We start from the raw sequence: 26,360 nt of genomic DNA on the forward strand, positions 1-26,360 counted from the left end.
CATATGCTTACTTATTTATGACGCCATTAAAGAGGTGATTTTACAATGTATAACCTAGAGTTTTATCGCCAGATAATTCAGTCGTTGTTGACGGATTATGCTGCCATTCCCATCGCCAATGGAGTGATTGATTGCTACACGGTTTTTGATACGAAACAAGACCACTACATGGTAATGACTGTGGGATGGGATGGCTATCGGCGGGTCTATGGTTGTGTTTTACATTTAGATATTAAGAAGGGAAAGATTTGGATTGAGCAAAATATGACGGAAATGAGAATAGGCCAAGAACTTGTGGATCGAGGGGTAGCGAAGGACGATATTGTGCTGGGGTTTCAAGCACCAGAATTTCGGCAATATACGGACTATGGTGTTGGATACTTTGTAAGTATGGTAGGGTGGGCAAATGATGATAGTTTGGCAATTTAATTAGGAATCATCGACCTTTGCCCACCAGCATGGTAGGGTGGGCTCGTCTTGCGCTTCGAGGATAGATTCATCCCCTTGACGAATGGCTCGTCCATAAGCCAGCACCTCCTCAAATGCCGGTTCATCTTTAAAAGATCCTGTAATTTGTTGTAGCCAATTCATCGGTTGGGGGGTCGAAACTTGCTTCTGTAACTCCGCGATCGCATCCTCTATGGCTGTTAGCCTTTCCTAAGCGAGAAGTGTTGATTGTCATTTGAGTTTTTCGTTAATCAGTAAATCAATTGACATTGTTATAATTCAATATAACAGAATTCGGAATTAGTTGGTTGGATTTTATTCCCTCAAGCCAATCTACAAGATCGGCGTAAGGACTTGTTTTTTTTGGCAATTAATTGTACTATTAAATCGTTTGTTTTGAACAATGCAAATAGATGGTTTGTTACATTTCATGCTATAGATGGTGCGTTACATTTCATTAACGCACCCTACAAGAGATGCGATCGCACTGAATTTATCAAGGTCTAAACTATGCTTTCACAAAACCTGAGAATTGTTACTCTGCTCCCCAGTGCCACGGAAATTGTGGCAGCTTTAGGATTAACTGATGCCATTGTGGGGCGATCCCACGAATGCGACTATCCCGCAACCATCAAAAATCGACCTGTCTGCACCGAGGCTCAAATCAATAGCGACAAACCTAGTGCCGAGATTGATGATGATATAAACAATCTGGTAAAACGTGCCTTGAGTATTTACCAAGTAAAAACTGATGTTTTAGAACAATTGCAACCAACCCACATTGTTACTCAAGATCAATGTGATGTCTGTGCTGTCAACTTCGATGTGGTCGAGAAAGCAGTTGCTAACCTTACTAATAGCCAGCCTCAGATAATTTCCTTGCAGCCAAACTTGCTAGCTGAAGTTTGGGCAGATCTTGAGCGAGTTGCTACCATCTTGGGAGTAGAGTCACAATCTTTACTGAAGCAATTACAGTCTCGCGTCGAAACCTGTAGGCAAAAGACACAGGAAATCTCGGAAAATCACCGCCCTACTGTTGCTTGCATAGAGTGGACTGATCCTCTCATGGCTGCTGGTAACTGGATTCCTGAATTAGTAACAATTGCAGGTGGTAATCCTGTGTTTGGAGCTTTAGGTAAACATTCCCCTTATCTGGAATGGGATGCTCTAGTAAAAGCTGATCCAGACGTAATTATTGTAATGCCTTGCGGCTTTGATTTGGAACGCACAACACAAGAAACCCAACAGATGGCTCAACATTCGCAGTGGTCAAGTTTGCAAGCGGTACGCCAGCGTAAGGTTTTTGTTACTGATGGTAATGCGTATTTCAATCGTCCAGGACCAAGACTAGTAGATTCAGTAGAAATGATAGCGGAAATTTTGCATCCAGACCTGTTCACCTTTGGTTATCAAGGCAGTGGCTGGGAACGGTTTGAGGTAGGAAATGCTTAAGTGCGATCGCATTTTGTAGGGTGGGCATTGCCAGTTTCCCACTCCCCTACCTGCCCGAATTCACCAAAGCAATGCCCACCAAAAAGTCAAGCTACCCACAGTTAATCTATAGCGTTTCTCATACCTATGAGGTACAGTATTCATGGGCGCTTATTACCTTAAGACCTTCTTACTTCTGCCTTCTGCCTTCTGCCTTCTGCCTTAAAAGGATAAGTTTTGTCCTCATGACTCTGAGAATTGCTATAAATCAGGCAGAACAAGGGAACACCTGCAACTCATAGGTTAATTTAAACTGGTCTATTTCAGAAATAATACTAGGCTCCAGCATCTCTTGATTTAAGATTAATTTATCTCCCAAGCGCTGCAATACAACCGTTTCATAATTAAATAGCAAAACAGCTTCTCCGACAGTCTGCTGTAGCAAAGTTATGGTTGCTCGGATCAGAGTACGCAAGCCCCCTTCATAATCTTGATTGGGATTAATCCGAAAACCAACAACTAAAGTAGCTCGAAAACCAAAGTTTTCCTCAGTAACATCTTCCATCGATCTTCTACATCAGCATTAATAAGTATTCCTGGTGCTTTTAAGTTGTCTTGTCGCCACTCCAAACTGGGTTGGAAGCAGTGCGTACACATTTTGTAGGGTGGGCATTGCCTGTTTCCCACTCCGCTACCTGCCCGAATTAACCAAAGCAATGCCCACCAACCACAGATAGAAGATAGTGCGATCGCATTTTGTCGGGTGGGCATTGCCTGTTTCCCACTCCGCTACCTGCCCGAATTAACCAAAGCAATGCCCACCAACCACAGATAGAAGATAGTGCGATCGCATTTTGTCGGGTGGCCATTGCCTGTTTCCCACTCCGCTACCTGCCCGAATTAACCAAAGCAATGCCCACCAACCACAGATAGAAGATAGTGCGATCGCATTTTGTCGGGTGGGCATTGCCTGTTTCCCACTCCCCTACCTGCCCGAATTCACCAAAGCAATGCCCACCAACCACAGATAGAAGATAGTGCGATCGCATTTGGTAGTGCGTAAGCATTTTGTCGGGTGGGCATTGCCAGCCCTACGATTAATTATGATTACCTGTCGGTGGGCAGTGCCTAGTCAATCTCTCTAAAGGTTGACAATTTTTCATAGGCACTGCCCACCCTACGATTAATTATGATTAATTATGATTAATTATGATTAATTATGATTAATTATGATTAATTATATCAAAAATGTAGACAAATAAAATATATTTTATCTTCCTTATTATCCCTTCTACCACACTGCTAACTCTTACCAAATTTTCTCCATATTTCGTAATAAAAAAAATTCCTAAACCCCTTGACAAGTAATTAATTTGTTAATATATTAATAATATACCCAGTTTCAAGGTATAGTTTCCAATGAGCAAAAACATTAATCCGAACTCTGAAAACCCAAGTCGCAAATCTAAGAAAGTCAAGCACATATTGATCGGTTCTCCTGAGGAGGTTAAGAAGACAATTTATGCCATTTATTCCCTTAAATACGCCTATCCCGACGAGTGGAGCAATCCGGAGCCTACCGGAAAGCCTGGAGAGGTTATGACCTTTTTGATTCGATATTTCTACGTAGACTAGGATAGGAATTTGCCAGGGTTTTACGCCCTGGCGACAATGAATAGTGAAAGTTGTTTTGTGGTCAGCATATGCGCTACGCGCACGCTACTTGAGGTGCGGTCAGCGGTCAGCGGTCAGCGGTCAGCCTTGGCCACAAGCCTTTGGCTGATAACTGATAACTGATAGCTGATAGCTGATAGCTGATAGCTAACTCGATCAGAATCTACTAATTGATCAAGAGTTATCTAGATTTGAGTGCAGCTCAGCTGTATTGGAAGCTTATACCATAGAATTCGGTCAAGCATTGGAGTTAACCAGAGCTTGACCGATTTTTTTTATTGCTATAGTTATAGAAGCATTTAGTAGGGTGGGCATTGGTTATTTCAAACTTCCAATCCTTCAATGACATACATTAGCAGCATTTGGTAGGGTGGGCATTGCCTGTTTCCCATCTCCCCTACCTGCCCGAATTCACATAAGCAATGCCCACCAAGCGCAGATCGCATTTGGTAGGGTGGGCATTGCTTGAAACCAACTCCCAACCCTGCCCGAATTCACCTGAGCAATGCCCACCAACCTTTGAAATAATATAGTGCGAGGGGCACTAGTATTTGATCATCACGCTATAGGTTATTTTAACTTCTTCACCGGGGTTGATACTAATCGGAAACTCTACTGTTTTTGCATCTAGTTGATTGTAACTATGGCTGGTTTTTAAAATTTTCCAGTCACCACTAAATCGTTCCACAACCCATACTTGTGCTTGGTCTTCTTTGCGATTGCGGATGGAAATCTCAACGCTGTCTTCTGTCACCCTGTTAGAGATTTGTTTGTGAGCCGTGCGTTTGCGATCGCCTACTACATCAAAGGAGTCACCAATATATAAACCGACCACCTCATCCCTTGGTGTATGATCAATTAAGTCTTCACCTAAAAACTGTAAGTTACCGCGCCGATCAGCTTTATAAACTCTTACCTTTCCCTTAGGCAAAGGCATCCCCATATTATTAGTTTTAGTATTAGCCAACTCTAGGATAACATTAACTTTATCCTGGTGGCTGTCCTCTCCTTGCCCTGGAGGATTTATACGACTATAATACCACTGTTTGCTACTATCAAATATCAGTTTACGGTTTACCTGTACCTCTGCTGCAGAAAGTAATGTCATCTGTTTGGTTTCATTATTTTGTACAGTAGTTGTGCCATCCAAGGTGTAGAGATGATACTCAAAAAACGTTTCTTCTTCAAACTGAGGCTGGGCAGATCGTGCCTTGACAGATTTTAACATCATCACTTGTGCTTGTTCATATTCTTCCACCCGACGAACATCCCCAGCGATTAACTGCAACTGACTGTTTTCATAGGTAGCACCGCTGCGATTGTCCAACGTTACCCAGCCGGTGATATCTACCTTGCTCTCATCGTCACTAACAACTGCTACATAATCAGCTTTCCAGGTAATGGCATTAGCAATATAGGAAACTTCCGTAGCATGGTCTCCTGCTTCACTTACCTCAAGTTTCCAGACCAGAGAAGGACGAGAGACTAATCCCTCTGGCATTTCATTCAGCTCCATTTCACCAGAGGGATTAAGCACAACGTTCCCATTAGGCAAACGAATAGCTAGTTTCTGTGACTGATTGCTACCTCGATAGGAATTTTGGCTAGCCACCGTCACTTCAGGAGGATTCAGCAGCTTACCTTCGAGTATCTCTATCTGTCCATCTGGGTTGACTCGTCTGAAGCGGATAGTCTTGCCAACTGATTTATTCAAGATGGTTATTGGATTAAGTAAATCATACTGGTAGTTTTGTTCACGCACCATCACACTATTAGGTGCAGTCACGGATTTGAAACTAATTGAAGTCGGGTCGATTTGTGCTGCCACATCCTCGTAGCGTACTAAGTTTGTACCCTGCTTCAGAGAAAGCTGGCGCTGCTCCCGGACTACGGCGAAGTTTTGATTATAGATAGTTAGGGAAAAGCCTTGGCTCTGTTTGGCTGTGGAGATAATCGGGTTGTCTGCCATGGTTATTCTAATTTAGGTTATAGCCTCTAGGTTTTAGGCAATAGGATTAAGACTATCGTTTGCTAGCCCCGGCTCAAACACGGAGGCTGTCAACTGCTTTGCTTATACCTAAGACCTAATACCATTAGTCTAATCCCTATAATTTATGTTATAATTACCGTTTTTATGCTATCCCTCAGTTCATAGGTTATTACCCATTACCTATAGCTATTATAAATAGGTTGTGAACTATCACGGAGGCAGGATGCCAACAATAACTATTATTTTGGGTTTCTGGATGTTCACAACTCGTTTATAAACCCTAGCCCATTACCAAATAACTCTAGGTAGCGTTCCTGAGGCTAGTATTGATGTCAGCTATTAGCTATCAGCTATTAGCTATCAGCGTGTCGCGTATCAGCTATCAGCCATTGGCCGTAGGCGACGCTACTTGAGGTGTTTATGCGCTACAGATGGTGCTACTTGAGGTGCTTTTGAATAAAATAAGCTGACTGCTGACGGCTGACTGCTGAATGCTTAAGTATTGATTAATCTTATTTACTTTTAAGACTTAAGAGTGCCAAATCGATTAAGCCAATTTGGCGCTTATTGACTAAATTCAGTCAATTTTGTCTTATGCGATCGCACGCCGATTTTTCGGATTACAAAAGTATGCAAAAGTAAGCGTTTATATATAGATGACTCCTGGTTAAAGTTTCGCTATTTCCACTCTATATATAAACCAAACAAGTCATATTGGCCACATGATTGATTTCACAATACTTAAACTATTAATTAAAAGTATTATGGTCACGGGTTCATAAGGATAGGTTTTTAGAAATCATATCCACCTACCTAGAGGTAAGGTAGTAGAGTTGTCAAGAGACAAAAATGACAAAAATAAAAATCAGACTATCGAAAAGTCATGACCAGGAATTCGATATCACATTGATCATATCTAATCAACCAGAAGACCTGAGAGGTTTTTTACCGCCCCAACCACCAGATTTGCAATCATCATTCAATCAATGGCTGTCCGGCTATCGTAGTTTAGAGGGTGTACGCCTCGAACTCAAAAATGTGATTGTTTCTTCCGATGTTCAGAGCCAGGCTAGGGAAGTGATAGCCTGGGTAAATGAATGGCTCAACTTTGGCAGTAGCCAATGGCAGCCGATCCGGGATAAATTAATCGAAGTAGGAAGCCGATGGCAGGGTGCTAAAAAAGAAGAAATGTACATCATCCTTGATTTTCCCGAGGAGAAGTTTATTCAATTAGGTCGTATCCCTTGGCAAGAGTGGGATTTGTTGAAAAACTACTACTCAGACTCTGAAATAGCTTTAAGGCTTTATGGTAAGCAAGCTCAGACAATTATTACCATTCAAAAATATTGGAAAGTCCGAATTTTGCTGGTTGTGGGAAGGAGTGACGACATCCAAACCGAAAACGATATCAAGATAGTTAAAAATTTAGAAAAAAAAGGAGCAGAGGTTAAGTTATTACTTCAGCCTACCAAAGAAGAACTATCGGAAGCACTTTGGCAAGAACCAGGCTACCAGATTTTCATCTTTAGTGGTCACAGTAGCTGTGATCAGCAGACGCCAATTAGCTGGCTTGAGTCAGGGTAAGCGCAAAGAGGTAGACCAACCGATTCAAAGGATGCAGCCAAAATTAAAATTGAAATACGAGGAAAATGAAACTGAACTACCAGGCTCTGTTACTGGAATAAAAATGTTATTAAACGGGCAGTTATATTTTGCTCAATCCTCTCGGTACATCACAGATAAAGAAAGTTACCAGGCCAGACAAAATGGCTTTAGTATCAGAGCAATCCCCGTCGCCATTAATGGTATTGCTATAGCGGTTAATCCTAACTTAAAAGTAAGCATTCAGCAGTCAGATGACCGCTGAGAGCTGACTGCTGAATGCTTACAAAAGTAAAAAGTCAAAATTAACAATTAACAATAGGGCTCCTAAATCAAATGTGATAATTTTTGATGCCATATTCCCTACTCCCTACTCCCTACTCCCTGTTCCCTTTGCTAAAGTAAAAATTAACAATTAACAAACTTCCATCAGCACATCCTGATGCATCCTTGCCCGGTCTACCAATGACTGAATTTGATCTTTAGTCAATGCTTCACCATTAGCATAGTGTTCTAGCCAGGTTTTACTAATCACATTGGGGTCATCTGGTAAACTAGCAACATCCCATCCAGGTAAATCCAGTTGCTCCATCAAGTAGTTAACTTTGGGGTCATAACTGAGGGCAAAACATCGACATTCTTCCGCTGCTGCCATAATCAAACTGTGGTAGCGCATCCCAATCGCCATTTCCACCCCCCGAAATAATCCTTTCAATTCTCTAGGGTCTTCTATAGAAAAGATCTGATGGGGACCCGTTAACTGAGACGCAATAGATTGGGCAATGGCCAAATCTCGGGAAGCTTGGAAAGGGACTAATAAAATACAGGTTTGTGTGGCTTTCTGAAAATCCACTAAGGCATGGGTCAGATTATTCAGGCGTTTGGGAGTTAGGGTAGAATGCGATCGCAAAGTAACTGCTACTCTTGGTGCTGGTAAATCCCACAATCCTGGTACAGGTTTGGAGTCTAATGCCCAAACTGGATCCGGAGCCATAATAAAGGGAATTTCCCAATCTGCTAGGAGTGTCGCTGAGCCATAATCCCTGACACTGACTGCTGTACATCCGGTGAAGGACCGCTGGGCTAGCCAACCAATCAGCCGACGCTTAATTGGACCAACCCCCTGGGCCCAAGCAATGGTTTTCAGACCCATCCTTTGGGCTAATCCCATTAAACCACAGTAGTAGAGAGGGCTAGCGGCACTAGTCACATCTTGGATTAAACTACCACCCCCCCAGATGAATAGTTCGGAAAGGCGCATAGCTTTGAGCACTGGTAGGGTAGACATGCGATCGCAACTTTCCACTCCATAGCGCTGACGAGTTTGACTAGGGTTACCGGAAAGGACTATCGGCTTCACTGACTTTGGTAGCATTTGCAGCAGTGACGCTAACAATGCTTCATCGCCACCGTTGCCCTTGCCGTAATATCCACATAAAACTGCTTTGACTTGCTTCATGCCTTCAACTCGTCTTGGCTACTACTCCCCATATTCCCATCCGTGAGTGTAAAAAAAATACCAATTAAAGTAGGGTGGGCAAAGTAATATTATCTAGAATACTCATTTGAACCAAACTGTTTTTGCCCACCCTACAAGCTATATTCCCATCTGTTAACCGATCCGTTAACCCATCAATTGCCCCTGATTGCATCCTATTGCATGGGATCAATAGCGTGTAAAAAAAATACCAATTAAAGTAGGGTGGGCAAAGTAATATTATCTAGAATAGTCACGCATAACCAAACTATTTTTGCCCACCCTACCAGCTATATTCCCATCTGTTAGATCGATTAACCCATTAATTGCCCCTAATTGCATCTTATTGCATGCGATCAATAGTACGATATTGAATGGCTTCAGCAACATGTTCAGTTTTAAGGTCATCATTACCACTCAGGTCGGCAATGGTACGGGCAACTTTGAGAATACGGTCGGTGCCTCTAGCAGAAAGACCAAGTTTGCGAATAGCGCTTTCTAATACATTACGGGAAGTATCATCTAATTTACAGAATCGACGTAGATGATGGCTTTGCATCTGAGCATTGCAATGAAGAGTCGGTTCAGTTTGGAAGCGGTCACGAGTGCGATCGCGTGCGACTTGGACTCGTTCTCGCACCGGTGCTGATTCTTCTCCTGTAGACTGTCTAGTGATTTCTTCAGGTTTAAGCCGATTGACAGCTACTTGTAAATCAATGCGATCCATTAATGGTCCTGATAGCTTCGACCAATATTGTTCCCGTTGGCGAGGGGAACAGCTGCAGGGTTGAATTGGGTCACCAAAGTATCCACAGGGACAGGGATTGGTACTAGCCACTAAGGTAAACTGAGCAGGAAACTGTACCGATTGGCGGGTGCGGGAAATAGTGACTTGTCCGTCTTCCAAAGGTTGGCGTAAGAACTCTAACACATTGCGCTTGAATTCTGTCAACTCGTCTAAAAATAGAACTCCCCGGTGGGCTAAGGAAATTTCCCCCGGTTTCGGAAAACTACCACCACCGACAAGAGACGGACCAGAGGCGGAATGATGGGGACTGCGAAAAGGGCGATCGCAGATCAGTTTGCCGCGATTTTTCAATAAGCCAGCAACAGAATAAATTTGAGTGACCTCCAAAGCTTCAGCAAAACTCAACGGTGGCAAAATTCCCGGTAATCGTCGCGCCAACATGGTTTTACCACTGCCAGGAGGACCGACAAAGATTAAATTATGTCCCCCAGCCGCAGCAATTTCTAAAGCTCGACGCCCATGAGCCTGACCTTTAACATCCTTTAAATCCGGTGCAGTAGACTGGGTTACTTGCAACTCCCCCACGCTATCAATCTCTACCGGTGAATAGCGGTTTGGCTGGTCAAGGAAATCAGCAACATCGGATAGGTGCTCAAATCCATACACAGTGATGCCATTCACCACTGCAGCTTCTGTAGCATTGTCAGCAGGAACCACTAAGCCACTAATTCCCATTTGCTTTGCTGCCGCAGCAATTGGAAGTACACCAGCCACAGGTCGCAAACTGCCATCAAGAGACACTTCTCCGAGAAATAGGTGGTCTCCCAATAACTGAGGATTTAACTGTTCCGATGCCGCTAAAATCCCGACACTGATTGGTAAATCAAAACTAGGACCTTCTTTCCGTAAGTCAGCCGGGGTCAGGTTAATCACAATCTTGCGTATCGGAAAGGCAAAACCAGCATTTTTCAGTGCTGCTTTCACCCGTTCTCTAGACTCTTGGACAGCGGTATCCGGTAAACCAACGACTACAATTCCCGGTAAGCCACCAGACACATCTACTTCAACCCCTACTTTTACAGCATCAATGCCGATAATTGAACCACTCCAAACCCTAGCCAGCATAGTGTTAGCCTGATAAGTGTTTTGGGACAAGGAAAATCAAATAAGGGGAGAGTAGGAAAACTCCCCATCTCCCCATTACCAGTCTCACTTTTTCCTTCGTTTCTCTTTTTACGAACCTTCACTTAAAGGCAAGTATAGTGCTTATCGCCTGGAGAGTTTAACCGGGAAATTACATAAATCAAGAGTACTGATCTCCTTTCCATAAAAGGGATGTAACCTAGGATTTTCCGGGAATCGGGACTCGGGAATCAGTAATTGGGACTCGGGAATCAGTAATCAGTAATCAGTAATCTTACGACCATTAGCCATTAGCCATTACCTATTACCAAAAATCCAGGGACTATTTGGGAAGACATTAATCGAAGTTGATATTACAGATAGTTTTCCACTAACGCAACAATTATAGTAGACCTCTTACAAAAGTATTGTTCTGATAGTGTTTGTCTCAATTCTTGTTCAGGTGATCCGCTGCTCCGAAGTTCCCTGTTCCCTACAACTGCCGCCAAGTCTAGTATACTGAGGTTGGGTTGATAGGAATTACCCATGCAGTCGTTTGAACCAGGTTTTATTGAGCGCCAGCTGATTACTCAAAATCTACTGCGTACTATCCGGCTGATTGGTGAGTACAAAGGCAAGCAAGAACTGTTCAAAGAACAGTCACCCCAAGTTTTGCAAACACTACGTCAGGCGGCGATTATTCAGAGTACGGAGTCCTCCAACCGCATAGAAGGCATTACAGTGCCCCTGGAACGCATCAAGGAACTGGTAGCGGAAAAAACTACGCCCCGCGATGAAGCTTCGCTTCCGCTAAAAGCGATCGCTCCGAACAAGAAATTGCTGGCTATCGAGATGTACTTAGTACCATCCACAGCAGCTATGCTAACATCCCTTTCACTCCAGGGGTGGTGTTACAGCTGCATCGTGACCTTTATCAGTTTTCTGTTGGTGAGGGTGGGCGCTGGAAGTCGGTAGATAATCAAATCAGCCAAACTTACCCAGATGGTACAAAGGTTGTGAGGTTTCAACCACTTGCGGCTTATGCTACACCATCCGCGATGGAACGCTTGCATGAACAATTCAATCGCCTCTGGCAGTCTGAGCAAATCGAACCCTTACTGCTCATCCCCACCTACGTCTTAGATTTTCTGTGCATCCACCCTTTTAGTGATGGCAATGGACGGATGGCTCGGCTGCTGACACTACTGTTACTATACAAAGCTGGTTACGAGGTGGGGCGGTTTATTAGTTTGGAACGCATTGTAGAACGGACAAAGGAAAGCTACTACGATACACTTTACCAAAAACTTTGGGTAATCGCGCCCCATCCTTCTAGGACTGCTTTTCCTTTTGTGTGCTATAATAAGAGTATAATTAATAAACTTTTCTTTAGATAGGTATGATCTAATCATAAGTAGACAACGTAAAAAATATGTATTAGATACGTATTGCGTAATTTGGTCTAACGACTATAACGTCTATGAAAAATTAGATAAGAAAAAGTATCTGTCTATCCATATAAAAAGGTACGGTGGGGCACACCGAAACCTGGATCCATGATCTAAACGCTCGGGGAGATTTGTCCTCTACTTTTCCTGGTTCCGGCAAGGGATAGCAAGACGAGTCGTAGATCCAAGAATCCCCGTTCTTCGTTCGACGGGGAGTGTCAACAGTCCTCCCAAAGCTGGCATCAGGGACAGCATAGTTTGTTACCTTGGTGGGAGTATTTTCTGGGAGTGTTGGTGCTATCAGCGTACCGGGATTTTGAGCAACGGGTTGGGTTAGTAACCTCAACCAAAGGCGCTAAAACAGCGATGGTGCTAGATGCCATTAACAATATAGTTGGAGATTTTTCGATCAAGCATTTACAGGATCAATGTCCTACTGTAGGAATTGATCTGATTCGTCGTATCTTGCGCCAGGAAAGGAAAGCTGGGCGGCTCGAATGCCTTGGGCGAGGGCCAGATGCCCGTTGGCGGAAGAAATAGGTACTGTACCTATTAAATAGGTACTGACAAGCTAGTTAGTACCTATTTAAGGGGAATTTCCGTTGGAGAAGCTGTGTGCTCAGGCTTATGTCCGCACCTTCAAAGCCCAGTGGCAAGCACAACAGTTGCTGATCTGACTCCCCATCTCCCCACACTTAAAAAACTTACAACACTTAACACACTTAACACACTTGAAACACTTACAACACCTCGTTCTCTTTCCCTGTTCCCTGCTAGATATTACAAATATTGTTCCACTAAGGCAAGAATCTTATCTTCTTGAAACCCTTGGGCTAACTCTTTGAGGTTGTTAGCAAAAGCCATATATTTGTGATCCAGTTCTTCCAGGTAGATAGCTCGCTCCCGAATTTTTTTCATACTGCCCAACATCGCCAACTCATACAGCACTTCCATCTCTTCTAGTGGCGGAATCACTAGTTCAGTTGGCTCCACTGAACCGTTTTCAGGGTTTATCTTTGAAACCTGATCATTCTGTTCGTAAACCCACTCCAGATGTAAATACTTTCCTAACAAGCTCAATAACTTTGGTTCATCTACGGGTTTGGACAAAAAGGCATCACAACCAGCAATTTGACTCTTTTTCTGATCCATATCCAGTACACTAGCAGAGATAGCAATAATTGGCACTTCCCTAATCTCTGGGATTTGGCGAATTTCCTTAATGGCTTCAAACCCACTTTTAACCGGCATAACTAAATCGCTCAAAATCAGATCCGGTTGGATTTGTTGAGCCAAGTCAACTTCCTGCTCACCATCTTCACCAGTGACCACCTCAAATCCCAAGGGTGCAAGCATATTCTCAAGAACTAAGCGGTTTTCGAGTTTGTCATCTACCACCAATAGCCTACGTTTTTTACCTCGATATCCTATAATTTTATCTGGTATTTCAGCTTTAGTTTCCCCACTGATCGCTGCCAGATTAAAACTAACTTCAAACCAGAATTTTGACCCTTTACCCAATTCACTGGTGACCTTGAGTTCACCACCCATCAATTCTACTAATTGTTTAGTGATAGCTAATCCTAAACCTGTGCCCTCAGAGCGGCGTTGAGTATCACCCACTTGTTCAAAAGGTAGGAATATTTTATGTAACTGCTGGGGATTCATACCTACCCCAGTGTCAATAATATCAAAACAAATAGTAGAAGTATTAACTTGATACTCCTTAACCCTCACCCCCAAGGTTACTTGACCTTGCTCGGTAAATTTAATGGCGTTTCCTAACAAGTTTAGTAATACTTGTCGAAGTCGTTTTTCATCAGCTATAATTCCAATAGGTAAGTTAGATTCAGTTTGGTATTTGAACAAAATATCTTTCTCCAACGCCCGCATTTTTATCACTCCCACAACACTGTCGAGGAAGTTAGCAAAATGGATATCATCGGGGTAGAGTTCCATTTTACGGGCTTCGATTTTGGATAGGTCTAAGATGTCGTTGATTAGGGTCAACAAATGAATCCCGCTTTGGTGGATAATTTCTAAACCATCGGTTTGGCGGGAACTGAGATTATGTTCTCGCTTAAGAATTTGAGCATAGCCAAGAATGCCATTGAGGGGGGTGCGCAATTCATGACTCATATTCGAGAGAAATTCGCTTTTAGCCTGGTTAGCAACTTCTGCTTTGTCTTTCGCCTCTGCTAGTTCCGCTGTGCGTGCTTCGACCCGTTGCTCTAACGTTTCAAAGGATTCTTTCAGTTGCACTGCCATTTGGTTAAAGGATTCACTCAATTCCCCCACTTCATCAGAGCGTTTAATAGTTACAGTTTTATGCCATTTACCTTTAGCAATGTCTTTAGCAGCCCTATTGAGATGTAAAATCGGTTTTATTACCCACCGTGCCGTAAAAATGCCGATGATTGTTGCTACAATTAAAGCGTAAATACACAGCAGTATCGAGAGCCTGGTATTGGCGTTAATTTCCGCCATAAAATCCGATTCTGGTATGACCACTACCACTAGCCAATCCAAACCGCGCTGGTTATTCAGAGGAGTAACTTGGACAAATTGACGTTCTCCATCAAGCTTAACGTTAAACTGCTGTGCTGCTTCAATTTTGGAAAGATTGCCAAGGTTTTCAAGCAAATACTGTGCTGTAATTTGGGTTAATGGGTTTTGACTGTCTGTGGCCTTGAGTCGTTGAGCTTGATTGTCTTGATGGCTGAGCACAAATGGTTGTTCAGATGTTGAACTAGCAATTAACTCTCCTGACGGTTCTAAAAGAAAAACTTGACCAGAAGGACTGATGGTGAGTCCGCGCAGGAAATCACTAATCAGGCTCAGAATCAGATCAACAGTTATAACACCATGAAAATTTCCTGCCTGGTCTTGAACAGGGGCAGAGAAACTGATTCCGAGTTTGCCATCGGAAAAGTTGTAAATTTCGCCCCATGTGGGTTTAGCTGCCTCTACCGCACTGATATACCAGGGTCTTTGGCGCGGATAGAAGGCTTTTGAGACCAACAACTCAGTCCGCTGACCTTGGTCGTCTACAGCATAGGTATTGCGAATTGGGAAATCTACGAAGTCCCTAACAACGAAGGTTCCATCTGGTTCCCGTCTGGCAAAGGCATATTCTAGCTTTTCCGGATTGCCTGCAATATAAATGGAACGAACAGACTCAAATAGTTTGACTTGTTTCCAGAGGTGACGTTCCAAGACAGCAAGATTGTTAAAACTTAATTGTTGGAGCTGCCAAGCATTGATATTACTTTGAACAATAATATAAGGGTACTCTAAGTAATTATTCAGATGCTCTTGGACGCGGTTAGTGATTTCGCTCTGTAACTGGAGTGCAAGTTTATTAACCGCTTTCTCGCCATTTCTAAAGGAGAGATATCCTACTAATCCAACCGCTGTGAAGATCTGCAATACAAAAGGAACAATCAGGACAGTTCCTAAGGAAACCTTGGAAACCAAACGGTTGAGGGGTTTGATGGTCATCGTCATGACTTTGAAAAAAACAATTGCTCTTCAACCTTGAGCTAGATTTCAGTTTGGCTGAAATCATGGTATTGGTAGCAATCGGCTGTTGACGATGAGATCGTGATCAGGATTGCTCTGATCTGAGTCTTCCCCAAAAAAAGAACGAAATACCAGCTTTTTTTGCCAAGTTTGCTTCTTATTTCTAGCGCTTATAGCGTTTTCAATTGGGTATTGAATGTACCTCATCAGTATCAGGAACGCTATAACAATCTTTCCCATCTCCCCGCGCCCGGGCCCCACACTCCCCGCGCCCGGGTCCCACACTCCCCACACTCCCCGCGCCCGGGCCCCACACACAGCGCTATACCTTGTTCAGAGCTTGGTCAAAGGTCATCAACAGGGATTCCAGGGAAAAAGTAGACTTAGCATGGATATAACCATCTTTGGCTAGCCTATCTGCAGCCCTTGGATCACTGAGCAATTCACCAATCACCTTCGCCAGTGCTACTGAATCTCCTGGCGATACCAAGTGACCAGTCTCGCCATCCTGAATCAATTCCACTGCACCACCAGCCGCAGCAGCAACTACGGGTCGTTTTGCCAACTGACCCTCCACAATCACCCGACCAAAGGGTTCCGGTTCAGTAGAGGTATGGACTACAATATTACAAGCAGACATCAATGCTGGCACATCATTGCGAAATCCCAGCATGTGAACACGACCAGCAAATTCTGGTGCCGCAGCCATGGCTTCGAGCCGTGAGGCGTATTCTGCTTCACCAAATAGGGCTTCACCAACCAACAGGGCGTGTACATTGGGGAGTTCCTGTAAGGCTTCTAGTAAAATATGCTGACCTTTCCAGTAAGATAGCCGACTGAATACACCAACAAGTGGAGCATCACCAATGCCGAGCTGGTCACGGATTTGAGCTGATTGATCCGATGCCAGATTATCGAAGGGGTCTGAACCAATACCGCCGTAAACCAGTGTTACTAGGTCTTTACGTCCCCCAGCAGCGATAAAGGCTTGACCAGTAGCACGAGAATTGACCAATACTTGAGATGCTAGACGATTAGCTAGGAAAACGGCTATGGCACGATTGAGGGAGCTAAAGTGTGGTGCGGTCACAATATCTCGCAGGTGCCAAACCACGGGAGGACCGCCCATCAATGTTGCGATCGCAGCAGCAATGAAAGCTTTTTGGGAGTTGGCGTGTACTAGCTCAAACTCACGTCCAACTGCTGCTATTCGACAAGCCATCCACCACAGGGGAGGTAATGCCTTGAGAGCGGCGCTGAGTCCCCCTGAACTCCTTACGGATAAGATGGCTTGGGGTGCAGGTATGACCTTGACCTTCACCTGTGCAGCTTCGAGCCGTTCCCGGAACGGGCCATCGGCAAACAGTAGTACTTCGCTGGTGTCCCGGTAGGCAGTGGCCAGATCCAGCAGGCTCAACTCAGCTCCGCCCAAAACGGCGGCATGATCGACAAAAAGGACTCGACGGCGCTTCATAAAAGTGGGTAGTCCAAAAAAGAGTGTTTCAAACGTGCAAAAGCTGACAAGCTAATCTCATAACTGATCTCAGCTATAGCGTTTTCTAATTTAATGAGGTACATTCCCTTTTTTTTACTTGCTTGCTTATCGCAGCTCCCTGCTCCCTAAAACCAATAATGAAAGTACCTCACCTGATTAAAAATTGCTATATTAATCCATGGCAGCTTGATAAACAGATTTAATTCGTTGAGCAATCACCGGCCAAGTATAGTGCTCATGAACATAAGCTTCACAAGCCTCAGAGCTAGGTAGTTGACGCTGACCAGAAAATACCTCGATCATGCCCTGAGCAAGTTGATCAACAGAAGTCCCTTCAAACAATAAGTCTTCCGAAAAAGGCTGTAAAATCTCTGGAATACTATCTACAGGTGTTCCAAGAACTGGCGTTCCATTCACCAATGACTCAATAACAATCAGACCAAAGCCTTCCCATGCCACGGTTGGCACAACTGAGAAAGTTGCAGCACGGTAAGCTAGGGCTAAATCTTGGTCCGACACAAAACCTAACAAGCGGACATGCTCAGTGAGTCCTAATGCTTCAATCTGTGCTTGCAAGGTTGGCATCAGTGTGCCTTTACCCGCTATCAGTAACAGCACGTCTGGATAGCGCTTACGCACCTGATCCACTGCTGCAATTAAATTTTCTAAGCCCATGCGTTTAGCTAACCGTCGCACAGCTAAGATAATTGGTCGATCTTGAGGCCAGCCTAGTTTTGACCGTGCTTCCTGGGGTGTAATGGTGGTGTCGAAACGCTCGGTATCAACCCCCGGAGGAATGATGTGAATGCGCTCTAGTGGGATATGATACTCTTGGTGCAAGGTGTTGCGGAAAGCCTCAGAAAGTACGATAAACTGGGCTATCCGTTTGTACGTCACCCGCTCTAGCATCCATTTTAACCGAGTCGCAACGGTATTGCTGCCTTCTACATGCCCTTCTAAGGCCCAAGGCCCTTGGAAGTGCATCACCATTGGGCGACTGTCTAATTGATCGAGGATTGGAAAGGTATATAAAGCGAAGTGGGACACTACTAGGGGGTAGTCTTCCTCCTTCAGCACTCGATGCATTGCCTGTCGGATACTGCTCCAGCGTTGCCAGAGAGGAGATTGATGGCTAGCAAAGGCTTGGACTTGACCACCGGAGTTTTCAGATACAGCGGTTGAGCCTGCCACTAAGCCATGCATCTCCACACCAGCTTGGGGTAAGTAACGAGTGCAATCGTAATAAACCCGGTTGAGTCCTCCTGCTTGTTCAGGGAACCAACCCATACCGATTTGAAGTGTTTTCACAGTACTAGAGCCTCGATAGTGTTTGTTAAAGCAAAGGGAGTAGGGAGTAGGGAGTAGGGAGTAGGGAGTAGGGAGTAGAGTGTGGGGAGAGGGGGGAGGGAAGAAGTAGTTTTCGAGCAGACTTGATATTAGGGGTCTATCTTTATGCGGTACATTAAAGCTTTAGCGTAAAAATCCTCTTCGGCAAATAGCAAGTATTCTCCATTTTTTATTCGCACTACTCTTAAGGCCATCGGGACATCCAGCCAACCTGTGGTTGATTTTACTTCTGGGCCGGGATTTATTTTGCCAATCTCTTGACCTGTGCGAAAATCATAAACTCGCACTTTAGGGTATCGATTCGGATCTTTTTCAAAACTATTATCGACATAGCCGACAAATAAATAGTCTCCATAAACAGCCATACTTTTCGGTAAATCTGGTCTGACTCCTTTGGAGTTTTGATTGTAAGCAATGACTATTTCACCGGCTTTTTGTGGCGCTTTACTCCAATTGATATATTTGACAGCTCTGTTACCAATCAATCCCCAATCACCCCTGGTATTAAACGTCGGAGAATATCCAGCAATATACATGGTATCGGTTTTTGGATGATACTCAAGTCGTTGAATAATTTTAAATTCCTTTGGCATTTCAAAGGATTTTTGGTGGTTAATATCGTAAATCGGGCTGCCGTAAGAATCAAACCGTTTAAGGGATAGTTTTTTAATCCCGTTTCTTGATGTACCTATCCAGATATTACCGTCATCATCAGGCCAAAATGCCCAACCCCGATAATTTTGTCCTTGATTATATTGACCTTGTTCAGCCTGTTCCTCTTGTCCATTACCGTTTTTATCTTGCCAATAGCGATAATCCAATTGACTTCCCCAAAATGAGGCAGTGGGAATAGCGACTTCCCCATCAGTTGCCGGATTAAACCGATAAACATGGATACCAGCTGACTCGGTATACATACTATTGGTAAACATCAGCTTCCGACCCTTAACCCGGCGAATCATCGCACCAGCATTATGCTTGATAGTCTTCTTAATTCGATTATCATTAGGATACTTAAAGGGATTAACGGTATGGGCGACATGAGTCCATTCTTGACCTGATGATTTACTGTAATCTAGTTTAAACTGTTGATTTTTCGTATGAACAACAGTTTCAGCCGCTGGATCAATATCAGGAATGTCAATAAATAAGAGACCTTGCAATTTCCAATTGAGAGTCCCATCCAGTTTGTAGCTATCCACGGTTAATCCACCTGCTTGCCAAGCGTAAATCCGACTGGGATCACTGGCGACATAAATATTATTATCCTGATCGACTCCAATCCCGGTAATGGAATTAAAATGTAAGGGTCTGATTTTTCCAATTTCCCGAGGACTTCCGGCATAAATTCCCCCTTTAACACCAAAGGTTCCATCAGGAGTTGGATTGCCACTGCTGTCTAGATTTTTAAATATTTTAATCTGATTATCAGGTCCACCATCTCCTACTAAGAGGCGATTTTGATTATCCACAACAATAGCTGTAGGGATGCTAACCGAATCAAGTTTGCCTTGAACTTTGCCCGTTTCTGTATTTAACTTAAGGATCTTATTGGTCTTGTTCTGAATAACCCACAAGGATCCAGTTTTATCTAAGGCTAACTTACCCGGTTGATTTACTGACCATTCTTTAACCGGTTTCATGGTCTGGGCATCATAAACTTTGATTTTATTGTTAGGCGTATCACTAACATATAAGCGACTATTATCTGCTGCGATTCCCCGAATCAAACCTTGATTGGTATTGATAATCAACATACTCTTATCATAGCCATTACCCCCCTTAAACTTTGCTCCTTTATAATTACTTCTGTTATAGCGACGAACACAATACCATTTATCATCAGAATTAGGATACCCTACCCCATAGCGACCCTTTTGTGTCATCGCCATGTAAATATAGTTATCATTAACTGCGATCGCAGTTCCCCCGGATCGTCCCCAACCATGGGTAGCATCCAGTTGACCAAGAACATCACCATTTTTATAAACCCCCCCTTCTCTACCAGCTTCATCCCAGGGAGCATTACCATAAACCGTACCATCGGGACTTACAGCCATCGCTAACATCGATAGCTGGACATGTTTATCCTTGCCCGGAAGATCACCTCCGGGACCATAGGTATTACCGATCCAAGAGGTAGTGTAAGTCAAGCGTTGGCTTGGGTTGGATTCAGCAGTTATAGTGTCATTGTTGCTAATCACAGAATGGACAATAATTACCAAAACAGCGATCAGAGGAACAATCGCAGCATATTGCCATTCCGGGATACGTATTGACATAGTTTTTTCCCTGAACTCGAAACTATTTAAAAGACTGGAGCCTGCAACCTGGGGTAGCTAGCCGTCAAGCTTCCTTAGGAACGTTTTAGAAGCTGATGGTAGACAGTAATAATCTTCTCCACCATAGTGGTGACGGTTAGTTCCTCAATGTTTTGCTGTGCTGCACGTCTTAATCTATCCTGTTCAGACGGACTAGCCAGAAGCATCTCGATCTGATCTGCCAGTGCGATCGCATTTTTAGGAGGAACTAGCACTCCTGCCTTTCCGTAATCTAGTACTTCAGGAATACCATCCACCCTAGTAGCAACAATCGGGCAACCCACCTGTCGTGCTTCCATCAAAACCAGACCGAAAGACTCACGGTGTGAAGCCAGGACAAAAACATCCGCTGCCATCATGTAAGCTTGAGGATTTTTTTGAAAACCCTCGAAGTGGATACGATCAGCAACTGACGATGCCGCAGCTTGAGTTTCAAACATTTGACGGTCGGGACCATCTCCGACTAAATACAAATGTGCCTTAGGAGAACTCTTAGCAACCGGCTCAAAAGCGCTAATTAACTCAGTAATTCCTTTACGTCGGTTCATGCCAGCTACTGTCACAATAGCCGGATGTTCCAAAGCTTTAGCAGTGCAGGTATCTAAAGCAGGTAATCGGGGACTGCCTAGAGTGCAATTCTTGATCACAGGCATTTTCCCCATGGGAATACCCCGCTTAGACATCGAGATTGCTACTGCATCACTCACGGAAATCACCCGTTCAGCCAATCCCATCACTACTGAGCTACGTTGGTGAACATTGTGAATATGGGATACTAGCTTATACTTTGCTGAACCCCGTAGGAACCGAGCTAGGACTACTCCCGTCATCATGTGTCCATGGACAATATCTGGCTGAAATTCTGCGATTATCCCTCGATAACGCCCAGCAGCCTTGAGCAGATGCAACGGTTTTCGGGTCTGATCGAGTTCAAAGTGAGTGACGCCATAACGGCTTAGCAATGTTTCATATCCGCCGCCAGCAGAGGCAATAGCAACCTCATGACCCGCTTTGGCTTGCTCACAGGCAACGTCAATCGCTACATTGACAATACCATTACCAGTTTGTTTAATATGGTTTAAGATATGGAGTATACGCATCAAACCTCTCCCAAAAAGCAAAGCACCGCCATATTTGACCTATGAGTTAGTTTATAAGTTAGTTAGGAATTGGTAGTTGAAACATCCGGCGTAAGCATTCAGCCGTCAGCCGTCAGCCGTCAGCCGTCAGCCGTGAGCTAAAAGCTCACGCTACTTGAGGTGCTTTGTGGCACAGGCCACAAGGGATTTGACTTTCGTGACTATTAAACCAATGCTTACCTGTTTGATTCAAAAGCTGATAGCATCTCAAGTAACGTGCCCATTCCCGTAGGGTGGCCATAGGCCAAGGCCTTTGACTGATAGCTGATAGCTGATAGCTGATAGCTGATAGCTGATAGCTGATAGCTGATAGCTGATAGCTGATAGCTGATAGCTGAATACTTACCATCCGGCTGTTCCTTTCCATCTCCTACTTCTGTTATTCTTCAGTCAGTGCTATTGATCAGAAAATTTTCATAATTCTTATCTTTAGCAGTCTTCACTTCAGCAATACTTTCCATTTCAGAAGAAAGCTTATTTTGATGCTGGTGATACTTATGTGCTGCCATAGTTAGACCCAAAAATCCCCAAATATAACATCCCCCAACACCAAGCATAGCGCTACCAATCGGTAGCCCGATTAAATTACTCAAACCAATAGCACGAGCAGCACTCATGAAGGAATCACGGCGAATCTCAGGATATTGGAAAACACTATATACCAGCAGGAGCAATCCAGACATATACGGGAGAGTTCCAAACCAGCCTAGGGTAAAAAACATATCTAAAATGCCACTGTCAATCACAACGCTTCGGATTTCCCCTTGTTCGATAGTGAATGTATTTCCAATCCCATTACCTAAAGCCATAGAAAGAGCTTTGCCAAGACTCTCTTCATAGATCTGTTGTCTAACTTCCGCACTGTGATCATTTCCAAGGTCAGAAAATGTTGCCAAACGACTACCAATTACCTCCGAGAATGGCTCAATCGTGGTTAACGGCACGATACAAATTGCCATGACCAGGATAGAAATAATGATGCGCATCTGGATTTTGGGTTTGAGTGAACTGGTTAGGGAAGCTAGTCCAAAGAACCAGCTCGCCCACATCGTCCGTGACAACGTGAGTAGAAAAGACAAGTAACCAGCTATGGAAGCAGGAATACGTAAAGGACTTTGATTATTAAATAACAACAGCAGACCCACCATCATGGTTGCGGCAAACGGTCCAGTGGAATTCATCGTGCTCCACAAACGAATACCAAACGGTTCGGGATTCCCCATCGAGAACATTCTGGCGTTAATCAGCCAAAATCGATCCCACTCTGGTGCAATCACATATTGCACTATGCCATAGACTCCCATCACCAAGACACCCCAGAGGAATGTGCGCTGAATGTTTTCGCGATAGCGAGGATAATCTCGCCAATTTATAAATAAGTAGAAACCTAACAGAATTGGGGTAAACCAGTCGATCAGTCCTCGAATAGCGAAAATAGGAGTGCTTTTAATCAGACCAATTATAAAGCCATACAAAATACTGGTGAATCCTAAAATAAAAGGCAAACCCCCCTGTTTATAGGCTCTAGGAAGGTATTTTAAAAAGGTATCCACAGTAATCCATGTCACCACAGGCGCTACTAGCAATACTGGACTCGGATTAACCCAGTTACTGCGATAGTCAATTAAACGACGAACCAATGGCATCAGAAACCATAGCCACCACATAAAACCTAAGTAGAGCACAGGATACCGTCGATAGAGAAAAAGGCCCACGGCAAACCCTACCACAGGCAACAGAATACGCAGAATGCTGCCAGCACCAGCAATAATCCCCAGTATTGTAATCACAACAAATAACAGGATAGCTGTCCAAGCAGGGGCTGGTTCTAGTTTGATAGGAATTCCTTTTGTCATTAGGTGTTAGGGATTAGATACACAGTAGTTCTCAATTGGCTGAGGGAAAAAGTCCTAGGTTTTAGGGAGTAGGGAGTAGGGAGTAGGGAGTAGGGGTAATAAAATTAAATGTACTTAATAACTATTAGAAACGCTAGATCTGATAGATTAGAGATTAGTTAGTATTGATTAGAGATTAGTTAGTATTGATTAGAGATTAGTTAGTAGTCATTTTTCGACTGCCTGTTCCCTATTTCATGTTCCCTATTTCTTATTCCCTATTTCCTGTTCCCTTTCCACATTTAGTCAACAGTCAACCTTCAATCTTGGCCTTTGGCCACGCTACGCGAACAACCTTCAACCTTGGCCTTTGGCCACGCTACGCGAACAACCTTCAACCTTGGCCTTTGGCCACGCTACGCGAACAACCTTCAACCTTCAATCTTGGCCTTTGGCCACGCTACGCGAACAACCTTCAACCTTGGCCTTTGGCCACGCTACGCGAACAACCTTCAACCTTATTCAACCTTCAACCTTATTCAACCTTCAACAGTCTCTTTTGCTAGCCTAAGCACTTTTTCCAGCTCAACCAACCCTGCCAACGTCCACGCAAAGAAGCAAGCCACTTTTGTCCTGCTAAAAGTCCTTCCTTGGGGAAAGACCGCAAACATTGCAGGAAACCGGGTTTAATTTGCGTTCCCACCAATGTTGACCAAACTATAAATATAATCCGTTGTAGAACAGGGAAGTAATCTAACAAAACTATAGTTTCATTATGTGCCGCATTAATTAGGGCAGTATCGCTAAAAACTATGCCTCGCTGATCCTCATCAAAACGCTGTGCTGGATAGTGGTCTACTGCTACCCCTGGGTCATAAATCAGCTTCCAACCGGCTTTTCTTAGGGCTAGACTAAACCCCAGATCATTATGGACTTGAGCTCCCGTCCCTCGCAGACGCTGATCAAAGCGCAAGCCCGATATAGCAGTTCGTCGATAGCTCATGTTAGCGCCCTTAAGGACATCCACCTCCCGAGGTAAACCTACCCCCAGGTGATGATTACCAATCACCCGTCCATACCATTGCACTCGACCCACTCGTTCTCTAGCACCATTTTCCAGGTAGTTACCCAGATGTACCCAATCCCGTCCACCGACACCCCCGATCCGGTGATCGGACAGGAAGTGAGTTTCAATATAAGCTAACCAATTGCCACGGGGAGCAGCATCATCATCGGTAATGGCAATAATATCTCCCTGTGCTGCATCAAGACCTGCGTTGAGAGCGGCCACTTGCCCGGGAATACTTAATTTCACAGGACGCATGGGTAAAACCTCAGGGTTGAATGCTTCAAGAAACCCCCAAGTTTCAGGATCAGTATCCCGTACAATCACCAAGACCTCATCCACTGGTCGAGTTTGCTTCTCCAGGGCCTCTAAACACCGTTCTAGGTCTTTTGGACGGCGATAGGTGGGGACTATAACAGTTATTCTCATTTCTTCTACGGTTGAGTTAGGTTGAAGGTTGGAGGTTGAAGGTTGTTTGTCAGAATGCAGAATGTAGAATGCAGAATGTAGAATGCAGAATGCAGAATGCAGAATGTAGAATTCGGGCATTCTAAATTCTAAATTCTACATTCTAAATTCTAAACAGATTACTATCCTGCTGTTTGAGACCGTAAATAACTCTGTAGAGTACTTAACCAACCTTTCACCATACCTTTCAACCGTAATTCCATAGAAATTGTCCATTCAAAGACAGGACGAAAGCCCCATCTCGATAAGAACATGCGAAATCGCAAAGCTGGTGAATCTCCTAACTCTTTCAATAGAGCAATCAGCTCCGTGCGTTCTACCTCATTGAACAGTGGACGATAACAGTATGCTGTGTGTCTTAAGGCCAGTTTACGACGCTGCTCCTCAATCACCTTTGTATCCCAACCCCGTCGCTTAAAACCAGGCAAGATACTGTCTTCAAAAACCCGAATACATCCTTGTAATTCAATATTTTTACGCTTAGGACGTAGATTTTTAGCATCAGTCCAAACGCGATAACGCGCTAATATCTCATTGGCATAAACGTTGCCATAACCCGCATCTGCCATTCTGACCCACATGTTATAGTCCTGTACAAAATCGGGACTATCTTCATAAAACCTAACTGCTGGCAACGCTTCAGCCCGAAACATAGCGATATTTGCAGCTACTTTTACGCCAAAAACTGCGGCTCGTAGTGAGTCGTCTGCGCTCTGAAACTCGTGCTGTCTTGCAATACGTCGCACATCTCGATTGTTACTGCGTTCATCAATTTCCTGCACAGCACTATGGGCATAACCCGCCTCTGGATGCTTCTCTAGCAGGGGTAGTAACGTTTCTACATAGTTGGGTAACAGGGCATCATCTGAATCCAAACGAACAATAAATTCAGTGTTTGGCTGTTTCAAAACCCAATTGTTGTTAGCGGCCATACCTAGGTTTTTAGGGTGCCGATAGTACCGTACTTGAGGAAACTGCTGGCATAGTTGTGCCATAACCTCAGGGGTTTCATCAGTGCTAGCGTCGTCTGACACCCAAACTTCCACATTGGGATAGGTTTGACGGCAGGCGCTGCCCACTGACTCCCATAAGTACTGGGATTGATTATAGGTAGGAATGCAAATAGCAACTGGTTTCATATCCTGCATCAGGAGTAGTTCCTTTATACGAAAGTTATGTTAAAATCAAATAACCGTAAGAACTGTTGAATTTTCCTTCGTCAAGAGTG

Annotated in this window: 26 protein-coding genes; 10 read left to right on the forward strand and 16 right to left on the reverse strand. The window is 44.0% G+C overall.

Features of this window, described 5'->3' with window-relative positions:
• The first annotated feature begins 45 nt into the window (after window positions 1-45).
• Window positions 46-429, forward strand: coding sequence for a XisI protein (locus F6K38_RS12350; RefSeq protein ID WP_008181765.1), 384 nt, complete (start codon window positions 46-48; stop codon window positions 427-429).
• Here the strand turns inward: F6K38_RS12350 and F6K38_RS12355 are convergent, their stop codons facing one another.
• Window positions 430-642 (reverse strand): hypothetical protein, encoded by a 213-nt coding sequence (locus F6K38_RS12355; protein ID WP_071986840.1) that lies wholly within the window; start codon window positions 640-642, stop codon window positions 430-432.
• Between the two features lie 315 nt (window positions 643-957).
• Between F6K38_RS12355 and F6K38_RS12360 the strand changes: the two genes are divergently transcribed.
• Window positions 958-1,899 carry a cobalamin-binding protein gene (locus tag F6K38_RS12360; protein WP_008181767.1) on the forward strand — a complete coding sequence of 314 codons (942 nt, stop codon included), beginning with the start codon at window positions 958-960 and terminating at the stop codon, window positions 1,897-1,899.
• 247 nt (window positions 1,900-2,146) lie between these two features.
• Here the strand turns inward: F6K38_RS12360 and F6K38_RS12365 are convergent, their stop codons facing one another.
• From F6K38_RS12365 to F6K38_RS12375, 3 genes are all read right to left on the reverse strand, one after another.
• On the reverse strand, window positions 2,147-2,443 hold the full coding sequence (locus F6K38_RS12365) for a SitI3 family protein (RefSeq protein ID WP_008181769.1): 297 nt from the start codon (window positions 2,441-2,443) through the stop codon (window positions 2,147-2,149).
• A gap of 139 nt (window positions 2,444-2,582) precedes the next feature.
• The gene (locus F6K38_RS12370; protein ID WP_154659727.1) at window positions 2,583-2,747 is read right to left on the reverse strand and encodes a hypothetical protein; all 165 of its coding nucleotides are present in this window, start codon (window positions 2,745-2,747) and stop codon (window positions 2,583-2,585) included.
• Between the two features lie 18 nt (window positions 2,748-2,765).
• On the reverse strand, window positions 2,766-2,945 hold the full coding sequence (locus F6K38_RS12375; protein WP_131827158.1) for a hypothetical protein: 180 nt from the start codon (window positions 2,943-2,945) through the stop codon (window positions 2,766-2,768).
• Window positions 2,946-3,297: 352 nt separating this feature from the next.
• Between F6K38_RS12375 and F6K38_RS12380 the strand changes: the two genes are divergently transcribed.
• Both F6K38_RS12380 and F6K38_RS12385 read left to right on the forward strand, forming a co-directional pair.
• Window positions 3,298-3,513, forward strand: coding sequence for a hypothetical protein (locus tag F6K38_RS12380; RefSeq protein ID WP_008181771.1), 216 nt, complete (start codon window positions 3,298-3,300; stop codon window positions 3,511-3,513).
• 36 nt (window positions 3,514-3,549) lie between these two features.
• Window positions 3,550-3,675 carry a hypothetical protein gene (locus F6K38_RS12385; RefSeq protein ID WP_267872005.1) on the forward strand — a complete coding sequence of 42 codons (126 nt, stop codon included), beginning with the start codon at window positions 3,550-3,552 and terminating at the stop codon, window positions 3,673-3,675.
• A gap of 421 nt (window positions 3,676-4,096) precedes the next feature.
• Here the strand turns inward: F6K38_RS12385 and F6K38_RS12390 are convergent, their stop codons facing one another.
• Window positions 4,097-5,521 carry a DUF4139 domain-containing protein gene (locus F6K38_RS12390; RefSeq protein WP_008181773.1) on the reverse strand — a complete coding sequence of 475 codons (1,425 nt, stop codon included), beginning with the start codon at window positions 5,519-5,521 and terminating at the stop codon, window positions 4,097-4,099.
• 870 nt (window positions 5,522-6,391) lie between these two features.
• Here F6K38_RS12390 and F6K38_RS12395 point away from each other — a divergent pair.
• Entirely contained in the window at window positions 6,392-7,126 is a 735-nt protein-coding gene (locus tag F6K38_RS12395; protein WP_008181775.1) for a hypothetical protein, read from the forward strand.
• Window positions 7,086-7,409, forward strand: a complete 324-nt coding sequence (locus tag F6K38_RS12400) for a substrate-binding domain-containing protein (protein ID WP_207554315.1) — start codon at window positions 7,086-7,088, stop codon at window positions 7,407-7,409. The genes F6K38_RS12395 and F6K38_RS12400 overlap by 41 nt, the downstream gene beginning before the upstream one ends.
• A gap of 150 nt (window positions 7,410-7,559) precedes the next feature.
• Here the strand turns inward: F6K38_RS12400 and csaB are convergent, their stop codons facing one another.
• Window positions 7,560-8,603 carry a polysaccharide pyruvyl transferase CsaB gene (csaB, locus tag F6K38_RS12405; RefSeq protein ID WP_008181779.1) on the reverse strand — a complete coding sequence of 348 codons (1,044 nt, stop codon included), beginning with the start codon at window positions 8,601-8,603 and terminating at the stop codon, window positions 7,560-7,562.
• Between the two features lie 361 nt (window positions 8,604-8,964).
• Entirely contained in the window at window positions 8,965-10,494 is a 1,530-nt protein-coding gene (locus tag F6K38_RS12410) for a YifB family Mg chelatase-like AAA ATPase (RefSeq protein ID WP_008181781.1), read from the reverse strand.
• 543 nt (window positions 10,495-11,037) lie between these two features.
• Here F6K38_RS12410 and F6K38_RS12415 point away from each other — a divergent pair.
• The 3 genes from F6K38_RS12415 (at window position 11,038) to F6K38_RS12425 (ending at window position 12,479) form a co-directional block, all read left to right on the forward strand.
• The gene (locus tag F6K38_RS12415) at window positions 11,038-11,466 is read left to right on the forward strand and encodes a hypothetical protein (protein WP_008181783.1); all 429 of its coding nucleotides are present in this window, start codon (window positions 11,038-11,040) and stop codon (window positions 11,464-11,466) included.
• Window positions 11,400-11,888 carry a Fic family protein gene (locus tag F6K38_RS12420; protein ID WP_202799176.1) on the forward strand — a complete coding sequence of 163 codons (489 nt, stop codon included), beginning with the start codon at window positions 11,400-11,402 and terminating at the stop codon, window positions 11,886-11,888. The genes F6K38_RS12415 and F6K38_RS12420 overlap by 67 nt, the downstream gene beginning before the upstream one ends.
• Window positions 11,889-12,197: 309 nt before the next feature.
• A complete protein-coding gene (locus F6K38_RS12425; protein WP_008181786.1) occupies window positions 12,198-12,479 on the forward strand; it encodes a hypothetical protein in 282 nt (93 codons plus the stop codon).
• A gap of 240 nt (window positions 12,480-12,719) precedes the next feature.
• Here F6K38_RS12425 and F6K38_RS12430 read toward each other — a convergent pair whose 3' ends face one another.
• The 7 genes from F6K38_RS12430 to F6K38_RS12460 form a co-directional block, all read right to left on the reverse strand.
• Entirely contained in the window at window positions 12,720-15,446 is a 2,727-nt protein-coding gene (locus F6K38_RS12430) for a hybrid sensor histidine kinase/response regulator (RefSeq protein ID WP_287356670.1), read from the reverse strand.
• A gap of 337 nt (window positions 15,447-15,783) precedes the next feature.
• Entirely contained in the window at window positions 15,784-16,935 is a 1,152-nt protein-coding gene (locus tag F6K38_RS12435; protein WP_287356672.1) for a glycosyltransferase, read from the reverse strand.
• Window positions 16,936-17,127: 192 nt separating this feature from the next.
• Window positions 17,128-18,243, reverse strand: coding sequence for a glycosyltransferase family 4 protein (locus F6K38_RS12440; protein ID WP_008181791.1), 1,116 nt, complete (start codon window positions 18,241-18,243; stop codon window positions 17,128-17,130).
• Between the two features lie 149 nt (window positions 18,244-18,392).
• A complete protein-coding gene (locus F6K38_RS12445) occupies window positions 18,393-20,585 on the reverse strand; it encodes an NHL repeat-containing protein (protein ID WP_008181792.1) in 2,193 nt (730 codons plus the stop codon).
• Between the two features lie 74 nt (window positions 20,586-20,659).
• Window positions 20,660-21,724 carry a glycosyltransferase gene (locus F6K38_RS12450; RefSeq protein WP_008181793.1) on the reverse strand — a complete coding sequence of 355 codons (1,065 nt, stop codon included), beginning with the start codon at window positions 21,722-21,724 and terminating at the stop codon, window positions 20,660-20,662.
• A 145-nt stretch (window positions 21,725-21,869) separates the two neighbouring features.
• A complete protein-coding gene (locus F6K38_RS12455) occupies window positions 21,870-22,130 on the reverse strand; it encodes a hypothetical protein (RefSeq protein ID WP_287263554.1) in 261 nt (86 codons plus the stop codon).
• Window positions 22,131-22,149: 19 nt separating this feature from the next.
• Window positions 22,150-23,619, reverse strand: coding sequence for an O-antigen ligase family protein (locus F6K38_RS12460; protein ID WP_008181806.1), 1,470 nt, complete (start codon window positions 23,617-23,619; stop codon window positions 22,150-22,152).
• Window positions 23,620-23,855: 236 nt separating this feature from the next.
• On the opposite strand from F6K38_RS12460, the gene F6K38_RS12465 reads away from it, so the two are divergent.
• Window positions 23,856-24,164 (forward strand): hypothetical protein, encoded by a 309-nt coding sequence (locus tag F6K38_RS12465; protein ID WP_008181807.1) that lies wholly within the window; start codon window positions 23,856-23,858, stop codon window positions 24,162-24,164.
• On the opposite strand, the gene F6K38_RS12470 is transcribed toward F6K38_RS12465, so the two are convergent.
• Together F6K38_RS12470 and F6K38_RS12475 are read right to left on the reverse strand one after the other, a co-directional pair.
• Window positions 24,161-25,093: a glycosyltransferase family 2 protein gene (locus tag F6K38_RS12470; RefSeq protein ID WP_044492556.1), complete on the reverse strand. Its 933-nt coding sequence runs from the start codon at window positions 25,091-25,093 to the stop codon at window positions 24,161-24,163. The two genes, F6K38_RS12465 and F6K38_RS12470, sit on opposite strands and share 4 nt — an antisense overlap.
• A 161-nt stretch (window positions 25,094-25,254) precedes the next feature.
• Window positions 25,255-26,280 (reverse strand): glycosyltransferase family 2 protein, encoded by a 1,026-nt coding sequence (locus F6K38_RS12475; protein WP_008181809.1) that lies wholly within the window; start codon window positions 26,278-26,280, stop codon window positions 25,255-25,257.
• Window positions 26,281-26,360 lie beyond the last annotated feature (80 nt).

It is taken from the genome of Moorena sp. SIO3B2 (assembly GCF_010692525.1).
GTDB classification, from domain to species: Bacteria; Cyanobacteriota; Cyanobacteriia; order Cyanobacteriales; family Coleofasciculaceae; genus Moorena; species Moorena producens.